8 protein-coding genes and 2 pseudogenes are annotated in these 11240 nt (G+C 60.7%); 4 read left to right on the top strand and 6 right to left on the bottom strand.

The annotated features are described in order from the left end of the window. The first annotated feature begins 220 nt into the window (after nt 1-220). On the top strand, nt 221-955 hold the full coding sequence (locus tag ACZ6CZ_RS36805; RefSeq protein ID WP_469030265.1) for a transposase: 735 nt from the start codon (nt 221-223) through the stop codon (nt 953-955). 440 nt (nt 956-1395) lie between these two features. Here ACZ6CZ_RS36805 and ACZ6CZ_RS36810 read toward each other — a convergent pair whose 3' ends face one another. From ACZ6CZ_RS36810 to ACZ6CZ_RS36835, 6 genes and pseudogenes are all read right to left on the bottom strand, one after another. Continuing rightward, nucleotides 1396-1917, bottom strand: a complete 522-nt coding sequence (locus ACZ6CZ_RS36810; protein WP_469030268.1) for a DivIVA domain-containing protein — start codon at nt 1915-1917, stop codon at nt 1396-1398. A 109-nt stretch (nt 1918-2026) separates the two neighbouring features. Next, nucleotides 2027-3244, bottom strand: coding sequence for a PAS domain S-box protein (locus ACZ6CZ_RS36815; RefSeq protein ID WP_469030270.1), 1218 nt, complete (start codon nt 3242-3244; stop codon nt 2027-2029). A gap of 1018 nt (nt 3245-4262) precedes the next feature. Further along, nucleotides 4263-4877, bottom strand: a pseudogene (locus tag ACZ6CZ_RS36820) (transposase family protein); the annotation flags it as partial. Nucleotides 4878-5061: 184 nt separating this feature from the next. Further along, nucleotides 5062-5682: a hypothetical protein gene (locus ACZ6CZ_RS36825; protein WP_469030272.1), complete on the bottom strand. Its 621-nt coding sequence runs from the start codon at nt 5680-5682 to the stop codon at nt 5062-5064. Between the two features lie 233 nt (nt 5683-5915). Continuing rightward, the gene (locus ACZ6CZ_RS36830) at nt 5916-6677 is read right to left on the bottom strand and encodes a hypothetical protein (protein WP_469030275.1); all 762 of its coding nucleotides are present in this window, start codon (nt 6675-6677) and stop codon (nt 5916-5918) included. Nucleotides 6678-6790: 113 nt separating this feature from the next. Next, complete coding sequence (locus ACZ6CZ_RS36835; protein WP_469030278.1) at nt 6791-7561, bottom strand: hypothetical protein; 771 nt, start codon at nt 7559-7561, stop codon at nt 6791-6793. A gap of 318 nt (nt 7562-7879) precedes the next feature. On the opposite strand from ACZ6CZ_RS36835, the gene ACZ6CZ_RS36840 reads away from it, so the two are divergent. The 3 genes and pseudogenes from ACZ6CZ_RS36840 to ACZ6CZ_RS36850 all read left to right on the top strand — a co-directional run. Then, nucleotides 7880-8038: a hypothetical protein gene (locus ACZ6CZ_RS36840; RefSeq protein WP_469030281.1), complete on the top strand. Its 159-nt coding sequence runs from the start codon at nt 7880-7882 to the stop codon at nt 8036-8038. A gap of 1351 nt (nt 8039-9389) precedes the next feature. Then, nucleotides 9390-9680 carry an Imm21 family immunity protein gene (locus ACZ6CZ_RS36845; RefSeq protein WP_469030284.1) on the top strand — a complete coding sequence of 97 codons (291 nt, stop codon included), beginning with the start codon at nt 9390-9392 and terminating at the stop codon, nt 9678-9680. 468 nt (nt 9681-10148) lie between these two features. Continuing rightward, nucleotides 10149-10628: pseudogene (locus tag ACZ6CZ_RS36850) on the top strand (DUF6042 family protein); the annotation flags it as partial. Between the last annotated feature and the right edge of the window lie 612 nt (nt 10629-11240).

The raw sequence follows: 11240 nt of genomic DNA on the forward strand, positions 1-11240 counted from the left end.
CCAGCAGACTGTGGACCTGCACCCGGCACGGCAGACGTGAACTCGGGCCACGCTGAAGTTCGCGACGTCCCACCGCTTACCGTGCACGAGCTCGTTAGCCGGCTGACAAGCAACAACGCTGGTCATCCGGCATGTCGTAGAATATTTACGGGACAACGCTTACAAGCTGGTGCACGGTAGGCGGTGAGGCGTCGGGTTCCTGATTGTCGATCATGGTTGTGTGGTGGGGGACGCGTTTCGTGAAGTGATCGTCAGTGACCGGAGGATCACGGGCCTGTCGGCTGACGTGATCGCTGAACTCGTTGCTGAATTAGGGCCGTTGTGGCGCGAACGGCACCAGGCCAGGCTTGCGTTCAGGCCGCGGGAGCGGGCTGTGGGCGTGGGTGCGAAGCACCGGCTGGTCTTCGTCGACCGGCTCCTGGCCACGTTCATGCATCTGCGCCATGCCGTCACTCATGACGTGCTGGCCTGCTGGTTCGGTGTGGACCGCTCCACCATCACCCGTGCCATCGGCGAGGTGCGGTCACTGCTCGCCGAGCGGGGGTGCACCATCAGCCCGGGTGTGCGGCTGCGGACCCTGGCCGAGGTCGTCGACCACCTGGGGACCAGCGGGAAGACCGGCATCACCGACGGAACCAAGATCCGCGTCCGACGTCCCGCTGGCGGACGCAAGGACCGGGAGAAGTTCATCTCCGGCAAGAGCAGGCAGAACGCGGTCAAGAGCATGGTTGTCACGGACGGCGACGGCCGCGTCCTCTTCTGCAGTACGGTTCAGCACGGCAGCTGCGCAGACATCACCCATGCTCGCCAGGCAGGGCTGGTCAGGCTCCTGGACGGCGGGCCCGCACTGGAAATCCTCACGGATGCCGGCTACCAGGGCCTGGGCGCCCAGACGGGCGGGCGCGTGGTGACGCCACCGCACCGCAAATTATGCCTGTCGAGCGGCGCAACATAGCGGCGCACTGCTGAGTATGGGCGTGCAGCCTCCCCACATAGCACCGGTGCAAGAGCTTGCGCACCGGCTACGCAGTCTGGAGCGCTCGCACGCAGGCAATCTGCCCACTTTCCTTTTAGTGAGCACGTACCCAGCTGATGGACTGCGGTCAGGAAAGCGAGAGGCGACAGTGACTGACGAGCACGCGTACCCATATGCGACCAGCCGGCTGCAGATTATCCCTGCACAAGATGGCCGGGCCTATATCCCCGCTGACTCAGTCGTGGCACTCCTGCGAGCCATCGCTAATTCATGCCGGCATTTCGCTGAAGACTCCGACCACGACCTCCATACCGTAGGTGCTGCCATTGACCAGGAGGCCGACAATTTAGATTGCTGCGTCATTGAACAGCTAGAACATCACAATTAACCTTCATAGCGCACCAAAGAAGGTGAAGGCTTTAGATTTTTTGCACTTCTTGTAGCAAGCTCTCAAGCGATACTTGCACCCACTCGCGCAGTTTGCGCCGTCTTTCCTCCAGGATATCGAGCGCAGAGGCCAGCTGGGTGTGGCGCTTCTCTAGTTCAGCTAGCTGAGCAAGTCGTTCCGATTGCGCGCTGGCGACAATAGCGCCTGCCTCCGCCTTAGCTCTTTCGAGGGTAGAACGGGCCTCCGCAAGCGCTTGGAACCTGACTTCTTCAGCTTCGATTACGGCCTGATCCGTGATCTGTTTAGCCGCTTGCTCCGCCGAGGCAAGAACGTGCTTGATTGCTCCTAGATTGTGATCGATTGCTTCTGTCGTGCCTTTCTCAGGCGGATCGCATACCCGTCCGATGTCATGTTGCATCTCAGTCAACTGCTCTAGTTTGTGGTAATCGCGTGCTAGCAAGTCGAGAAATGCATCGACCTCTTCTTGACTGTACCCTTCTTTGATTCGAGTCACGGAGAATTTCTTGTTAGAGATGTCTCGATGAGTGAGCATTATTCCTCCCGGGCTTGTAACGGCAGCAACCAAGGCATGCCACTTATTACCTGACTAATAACATATGAGTCACCCAGATGCCTCATGCGCCAGCATGCAAGCCCCCGAGTCACTCTTCAGACACGAAGGAGCTGGGAACCTTCGGGGGCCAGGCAGAGCCAGCCAGCAGTCCGTAGTGATAGGCGCGCGCTACAAGCGCTCCCCTGCCCGAAACGTTGAGGCTGCGCTTGAGCAGAGAGATTCTGTAGTCCAATCCTTGACGGCTGAGGCTGGCGGCTTGAGCGATATCGGCGTTGCTTAATCCCTGAGCCAGGAGCTCGAGAATAACAGCATCGGTGCGTGTCACTATTACGGGTTTTTGCTGCAACCTTTCGGCTGGGTCGCCCGCAGACATGACGGTAAAGGTAAGCACCGATGCATCTTCTTGCCCGCCAGAGCTGATTGAGACATCGGCGAGTACTGGAGCGCTGCCACCAACCTTCTTCATGAGCAGTTGTGAAGTAGAGAGTTCACCACCGTTCTCGCGTGCTCGAGCCAAAATTTCTGAGACTTTGGCCCTAAACTCCTCCACAATGAACGTCAAGATATGCGCGCCAGAGTGATCCGCTTCTTGGCCACCGAACGTCAGGAGCCACTTTTTATTGACATGAATCACCGTGCCTTCCCCATCCACAACCGCTAGGGCATAGGGACTCGATTCGATAAGCAATCGACTGAAATCGCTCAAAGAAATGGAAGCCGTCTGCTGTGAAGCGGAATCTGCCCAGTCGATCTTCAGAACTATCGAAGTGCCCGCGGCATGCAAAGTGACATGAGATGATCGACGCTGACCGGGAACATCTGGCTTCTTTTCTTCCTCGACCTCCGCCTGACGTGCTCGGTCAGCCGGGACGTTGGTGGTTACGGAGACGTGAGCAGGAACCAACTCAGAAAGGGTTCTGAACAGAGTCTCATTGAACTCCCGTAGTTCGGCCTGCTCTCGCAACTCAGAGACATCCAGAGCGAATCCCATAACGCCAGTGATACGTCCTTTTGCATCACGTAGCGGTCTAGCGCAGGCGAGGAGTGACTCACCCCTACCCATGTGCCATACGGCAACGTGCCCTGTAATCGCTTGCTTGTGAGCGATGATATCTTTGTAGTGTTCAATTTTCTGCTCTGTCGAGCCAGTAAGATGGGGCACGCGCAATGCGGAGAACCCGATTCGTTTGAAGTAGGTAACGCGTGGTCCTTGCGTCACGGTAAGAACGTTGAGCTCTAGGTCTGTTACCCAACAAACGGCTGGAAGAGTGGAAATGCACTCCAGTAGCGTTTGATATTCATCCATGCCGCTGCCGCCCTTTCCAAGACAGCATACGCTTGTCCAGCGGACGGCAGGTCAAAACGATGGCGATCGAAAAGTGTGCTAGATGGTTGACGCCAGCTGCCACTATCTTGTCACCGTCATGCTGGGAGTTGATGTCATGTACGTCGGGCGCTGAGACATACTCAACTTTCGTGAATCAGTGGACGCAGAAGTGCATATCGGTTGTTATTCCTGCTTTGCAGGCCATAAAGAGTGGTTGGATGCGGAGCCGTAATCACTATGAAAACACATGGAATCCTAGTGACTCATAGAGTAGGCGCTGCAGTCTGAACAACCGAACGACACATACAAGCGAACGAGGCACGGCGCAGCCGCCCCGTCATGCTGCACCTGGGACCTGCCGGCCTGCACTCGTCATCGCCTCCAGAATCTCACCTAATCGTGACATAGAGCATAGGAGAGACATCGTCATCGTGGACACGCCTTCCGACCCCCATGTAACAAGTGCCAATTAGCCCGTAGGGGGTAGAAGCACCGTAACGACCGTTGGACTCGGTTGCGCTCTTGTCTCTCTGGTGTGCCAGCACGCGCGAGCGGTGCGTCGCGCCAGGCTGTGAGCTGATCATCGTCCTGTTCGATGGTGGCGGTAGGTGCTGTGCGGGTATGGGCGCAGACGTTCATGGAGCTACAGATGGTTCAATTCTGTCGATGCCAAAGTGGTGCCGGGGGGGGCGAGGCAGCGGCGGCATGCAGCGACGAAGCTTTGGTCTCACTGCCTGCGAGGGGTGGACTAATCCAGAGGCAACTAACCTGACAGATACCGGCTGCAGGGCCTTACCATGTGGCAGCCGGACTCGCTGTAGGCGACAGGCCACAGGTACCGGCAACTATGGCATACGCGTATGCCTTCGGGTCGAAAAGCGACCTTCGGGGCGTTACCTGCTTGATAGCAGCGCGCCTATCTCGACTGCGGGACAGCAGTGATGCACCACAAGGCCCGCAGAGAGGCGAGCCGACGCACAGGCCGGAGGTAGATGGCATTCTCCGCTTCCTGGTGTGGGCTGAGATGCGTCTGACCTCGTCGTGTGCGGTGCGGGATGAGCAGGCCGGTTCCCTGGTTGCCGCCGTCGGCGATGGTCGGTGCACCGCGGCAGGCCCGGTCAACGCCGGACTCCGTGAACGCCCGGCAGTCGTTGCGGCTGCCGGGCAACGGCAAGCCGACCGCCACCACCAGGCGCCTGTTGGCGTCGATGACGACCTGCAGGTTCGTCGAGTACCGGTAGTTCTTGCTCGAGGCGGCGACACTGCGGTCGCGTGTGGGCACCAGGGTGCCGTCCACGATGTAGACGCTGTCCTTGCGCGGCCGGCGGGCCGGCGAGATGGCCAGCAGGGGTGCAAGGTGATCGAGGATGCGGTCGGCTGCCAACTTCGAGACCCCGAACAGCGGTGCCACCTGCCGCAACGTGAGGTTCGTGCGCCAGTACGTTGCCACCAGCAACACCCGGTCCTCCAGTGGTAGCCGCCACGGCCGGCCACGCTGCACGTCACCACCCCGGCGCCGCACCAACGCCACCAGCCTGGCGAACTGCAACTCGGTCAGCGCAGAGAACGGCTCAATCCACCTCGGATCACCTGCTGAGATCACCCCACCCATGCCCTGCCAACGCAGCAACCACCCCACCGGTTACAGGACAACCTCTAGGGTCTGCGTTCCCGGATGTGACTGGCGGCCTCTATAGAAGGGTTCCCCGACATGGTGTGTTGTGGATATACCTGGCCCGTTACTGCCGCGACGCGAGCGGCACCCTCAGGCGTTGCCTGCAAACCGTTGTCATACCTTAATATCGGTAAGCTCGGCTTCCGAGCCTGGCTGTGACTTGCTCACGCACCCGAGAGAACAACTGGTCATCAAAAGTTCCGGAAGCTTCGGAGAATTGCGCTTCAATTGACGCACTTTGCAGTGAAGCCCACAAGAGGGCCACCGCAGATTGTTTTAGTGTGTAACTATACTCGCCGAACCAAGCTTGCGTCGGTCCTTCGTTTGGAGAAGCTACCAGGATCATTTGGACACTATTCTGGTCTCCTGCAGTCTCGATGAGGTCTTTCCACTCATTGATAGTTGCATTATTGCCTGCGGACTCAATAACGGAGGAGGGAAGTCCAGCCTTCTGAAACAAGCCATCAAATGGATTAGAGCTATTGGCAGGTACTGAAGGGACGGATGAGCTGGAAAGAATCCACCCCAGATCACCTAAGACGCTGTAAAACTTGTCATACCAATTGGAGGACTCGCGTGCTCGGTTGTATTGTGCACCAGCTGCAAGGCATGAGAAGAGAACTGAATTGAGAACGTCTGCTTGATTTTGCACGCTGGGAGCAGGCGATATGAAGTACAGTAGCGTAGTATCCAGGATATTGATTCCGCTTGAGTTCGGAGTCGGTTCGGTTGTTGTCGTCACGAAAGTGCCTCCGTGTAACAGTGGTGCGTGTCACGGTTCCACTAGTCCCGCTGTGTGAGCGCGCTCAACGCGGCTAAGGGGCGAGGTAGATCCGTGTTGCTCCAAGATATCCGGGACGCGCCTACAATTATTGCTTCCCTCGTACGGTCACAGGAGGGAGGCGGGCGCTAGCCGAAAGTGCCGAGAAGCTGGCAAAATTCAGTCGACTTGTTCTCCGATGCGCTGCCTGAATGCTAAGACAGCGGCAGATTGGCGATATATGTCGAGGCCATACTCCCAAGTCGTTGTACGACTGTATCCCTTAGCGGTGCATATGTTTCCTGATCAAGCGTCGCGTCCGTGTAGCCTTGAAAAAAGTAGGCCTGCGAAGAATCGAAAGTCATGCCGAAAAGTGATGACACGACTTGAGACGTGGAAAAATAATATGCCGTCAAGGTAAATGTTGCTTGGTCTGCCTTGGTGTAGGCTGCGGAGCCGATTTGAAAGCTGCCATTGTTCGTCGTATGAGTTTGTTGCTCATATAGTTTAGACGCGGGGGTATCACCGGCCTCTAGGGACCTCAGTGCTGCATCAACTACGGCCACCTCCTCAGAGGTAACGCCCGCCAGGTCAGCCATGAATGCATGCACCAGTTCCGCTACTCTGAAGGCGGAGCCCGAAGGGGAGGCCGCCTTAAATACGAGTCCCGATGTCACCCACTGAAGTTCTTGTAGAATTCTTATCATGAACTGATACCACTGCTGAGTCTGCGTGTACGGTGAATAAGCCGCAGTCGCCGCTGCCTGGGCGAACAGCATCGAGTTGAGTACGTCAGTCTGCAATTGGGGAGGGAATTGATCGACAAAGGATGCCTGCAGGGTTTTATCTACTGCGGCTTGCGGGCCGTTGTCAGCCGAGAAGCGCTCCTTCGTAAGATGCAAACTGCGCGTTAGGTCATTGATGGACGGCGGCTGCAACGGAATATTAGCAATCTTTGCAAGCAATTGTTCGTTCATGTGCCTTCGCTTTCATGCTCTTTGCTAGAAGCGTGCAAGGGGCCGAGGGCGCGCTTGAACGTTGGCAGCGGACGGTGGCGCCGAAGGGGTTACCGGCGCCACCGTCTCAGAAGTTAGGAAAGCGGGATGTTGTCGATGTCAGACTTGGCGTTCGCTCCAAGCCGTTCCACTACAGCATCCCGAATTGTCGCGTAGAAAGACTGATCGAGGACGGAGGAGGTTTGTCCGGTGTAAAGATGGATGTTTTCCGTATTGAAGTGCGTCCAGAGGACATCCGTCACCGTATCCGAGCTGGCGAAGTAGAAGGCGGCGAAGTTCAGGGTAACCTGATCGCCCTGAGTATAGGTTGCCACGCCAACCTGGAAGTTTCCGTTGTGCGCTGAGTGCGTCTGGCGGTTGAAAAGCTGCGTCGCTCCTTGGTCGTCCTGCAGAGCGTTGATCGCGTCGTCGACGGAGGCTACCTCCTCCTGGGACAGGCCGGTGATTCCCTTTAGATAGTCAAGCACGACCGTGTCTAGGGTGAAGCTCTGAGAGCTGGAGTCGTATGAGTCGAAGGTGAAGTCTGAGAAGACCCAGCCAACCCTGTTCAGGATACTAACGAAATACTGGTACCACTCTACCGTGTTCGCCTCGCGATCCGGATACTTTGCGCTGGCTGCAAGCTGCCCGAAGAGAAGTGAATTCAGAATGTCGTCCTGCTGCTGGGCCGGCACGTTGTCGACAAAACTTACCAGCGTCGTTCCGGTAACGTCTGCTGCTTGATTGGTGTCGCGTACGACCGGTGCTTCATCCTTCATCATGAGCGCACGACTCAGCTGCTCGATAGAAGGGGGTACGAGGGGAACATTCCGTACGAAATTCAGAGCATCTGCATTGCTCGTCATGACGAACCTTTCTAATGGCTCAGGGAACGGAGCGCTTCGGGCGCTCTACCTACACAGTGGGCAGGAGGCTCGGGCGCTCGCCTTCTACTGTCAGCGGCTAGGACTTAGCCCGACGTCCTTCATCTGCGGGTTTATGGCCTCATATGCGGAGTCTCTCGTACGACTGTTCGGCCTTAATTAGCTCGGCCGGGCTAACACTTACCGGGCTTGATCGCTGGATGCTCGGCCACTGGGCTGTCTGCTCCGCTTGGTCCCGAACCCTGAGGTACGCCGAGTGCAGGGGCTGACCGACAGAGGAGAAGCGGAGCCTTTGATGTGATGGTCCTGCAGTTCGCCCTGGGTTTCTCCACCAAACGGATCGCCTTGTTGATGGACGTATGCGAGGTGACCGTGCGTTCTACCCGCTGCACCGCCAAGTCCAGCCTGGCCGCGGAACTGGTACCGCAGTGCGGTGAGAACACCGAGGATGAGGAGTGACACCCCATGCGCCCCACCAGACGCGCACTCTCTAAACGAAGCCTCGAGCTGGCTGAAGACATTGACCAGGCCCGCGCCAGGGCAGCACTCCCCTACCCAGTCGCTCTGGCTGCATGAGCGAGCCGGACGCGACCTGCGCACTCTGTCAGGGCGTCATCCACGCCGGTGACGCCACCCGCCGAATCGCCCGCTTCGACACCTGCCGCGCGGTCCCGGCGGCGTCCTCGCCTTCGCCTGCCTGCTGCTCCTGGCCGACTACGAGGAAGGCGTACAGTTCTTAGCTGCAGTACGCCGCCGGCAGTGGCCAGGCCACCGGCGCGGTGTGTTTGCACCTTCTCCACCCACACCGCGGGGAGTGGCGCGACGGCGACGTGCTAGGCCGAGCAGATCGCCATCCTGCGTGCACCTGGCCCGCTATCAGCAAGCAGCGCTCAAGACCCCTCAGCCCGCTGCCGAAGGCACCGAACCGGTTCTGATACCCCTGCTCGGGCTCGTCGGCGACCGGCCTCGTGGCCACCGCATACACGAAACGCCTGCGCGACGGCGCCCCGGAGCGCTGGTACTTACGTTGGTGGCGAGCCACCGACCCAGGCGGAATCCCTCGTGGACGGTTGCTGAGGTCACGGACGCCAGGCTACCGTGCTGGGCTGCGTAGGAGCGGGCGTGGGGCGAGGGCTTTTTCGGCGCTTGCCTTGAGATTGCGTCGTCTGGGGCGGGCGGCGGCCGCCGCCGCGGCATCGATGCCGATCTGGGTGAGGAGGCGTTGGTGTTCGGGGTGGAGGCCCGGGTAGCGGGTGCAGGTGAAGCCATTCGCCGAGGCTGTAGCTGGTAGTGGGGAACCCGCGGGCCGGCTTGAACGGGCCGCAGGTCTGGTGATGGGTGCGGGCCTGGCGCAGGTGCGTCGCTGCCACGGCGTGGTCCAAGGCGCGTGCCACCACGGATGCAGCGCGGTGAGGGCGGCTGTCTTCTGCGCCACGGGTGCGGCGACCGCGCGGGTGTGTACGCAGGAGTGGGCCCAGGCGAATAGCGGCCCGTGGGTGGCGGTGGCGGGGTGGTGGGCGAGCTACGGCCGCCCGAGCTGGTCAGCGAGTTCGTGCCAGCAGCCCGGGTAGTTCGCCCAGCCAGCAGGCGCGATTCGGTGACGGTGCGCTCTTGTACGGTGCGGTCGGCCAGCAGGCGTGCGAGGACGACGGTCCCGGGATAGGCGATCAGGTCGCGAGCGGCGACCTTCCAGCAAGGCGGATCGGCGCCGGCGGGCCGGGTGCCCTCGAGGCGGGCAGGCCACAGATGCTCCTCGTTCGACCAGGGCTCGTCAGTCTTCCTGCCAGAGAAATGGCTGTTCGTGAGGTGGTTGGCTGCGAACTCCGAAGCCGAATTGTTCGCGGCGGTCGAGGCGGTCCTGGCCGATCCGGACACCGCTTGGGAGGACGGCGGACTGTGGGTCACCGATGGCCCGGCGGTGTTGATGGATTCGGCCGAAGCGGGCGCCGATCTGGGAGTGGAGTATCCCGACGGGGGTCAGCCGGACCAGGCTCCGGTGCCGCTCCCGGCAGGCCAATGGAGGGTGCGGGCGGTCCATAAGAGCGGCGAGTTCCCATGGGTCGGCTTGGTGCAGCTCGTCACCGAGGACGGTCACTCCTGACCTCGGTACCCCTGCCATGTGGCAGCCAGCCAAAGTTCGATGGCACAGGACAGCTCACCACTCCTCCAGCTGGTCGAGCTGGAGGCGAAGCCGCGATCGTCCGCGAGCCGGGCTGCACCCGCGGGATCCGCCTTCCATGACTGGATCAGCGAACGCGGCGGCAGACCGGGCACCCGCGTCACCCTCCTCGATGAGGAAGCCCGTGCTGGCCGACTGGCCCGACCAGCGGTAGACCGGTGCCTGACCACAGGGGTTACTCGCCGGTCGTGCCGTCCTCCGGCTCCGGGTGCCGCACCGCCTTCTTCACGGCCCCGGGCTGAGTCGACACAGCGCGCGGTGACCCAGCCCGGGGTCGGTCCGTCGCGCCCCTGACCATCCGAAGCAATCAATCTCGACCGCCTCGACGCCGAAAGGTCCCGGCACTTACGGGAGGAACCACGGCGCGGCAGCAGACGCGAGGGGGCGGAGATGCGCCGGGCGCCGCCCGTGCCTGGGCCGCGCCGGGCATGGCGATGCACAACGACTGGTGGGCTTCGGGCTGGGATTACGTTCTGCCTGGCCAGGGCTTCCCCTGACGATGCTGATCGGGACCACGAGCCAGCCCGGCTTCACCGGTTCCCTGGACGACCTTCTCCAGGAGATGGACGCCACGGAGAGCCAGGTCCGCCGACCTTTGGCCGGCCGCGGTGGACGGCGCGCGTTCGTCTCCGGGAGGAAGAAGCAGAACACCAGGAAGGCCACCGTCATTGCCGACGCCCAGGCCCGCAGGCTCTGGGTGATGCTCTACGACCAGGGCGGCTGCACGACGCGACCGCCACACGCAGCTTCCAGCACTTTCCCGACGTGGACGACGGCTATCTCGGCCTCAGTCGCGACCACTCCGGCCAGGCCATCACGCCACCAAGGAAGGCGAACAAGATAAGCGGGCGTTGCTCGTGCCGCGGCCGCGCGTGATCACCCGTCGGTGCGGGCTTCCGCGGCGATCAGGTGGTCGACGATGGGATGCGGCAGGCTGAGGGCGTAGGGAGGCAGCCCTGTGGGTCCTGCGCGAGCCGCTCCGGTTCCACACCGCCAGTTGCCGTTTGTGTAGGCATCCACCCCCAGGCAGGTGACCCCGGGCCAAGGTGGCCGAGCTTGTCGGGATTAATGAGCTCTTTCAGAGAGGCCACTGATCGGGTGACGGCTGGGTTCGTAGGAGCTGGGCTCTGCTGCAGGCCGGAGGGCCGTCAATGCCAGGAGGCCCTTCACCCCCTTGGGTGATTGTTGAAGAGGCTCAATGACCGAGTAGATGGTTTGGCCCAACGTATAGGAACCGAGGAGGTGCGCGTGAAGCCCGGCATACCGTCCGGCACAGGGTTCTGCACTTCATTACTGACTAAGCTTCTTCAGCAGCCACCCAGCGGGGTGAGGGGTCTCCTGACGTTGACTGCCCTCCGGCCTGCAGCAGAGCCCAGCTCCTACGGACCTAGGGCCTGTCGTTTGGATCATGTCGGCGTCGCGGGGCGTGGCACGCACATCTGCGGCGTTGTCGTCGGTCCTCGACGCTCCGCGTCGACTCCC

It is taken from the genome of Streptomyces sp. NPDC041135 (genome assembly GCF_055592085.1).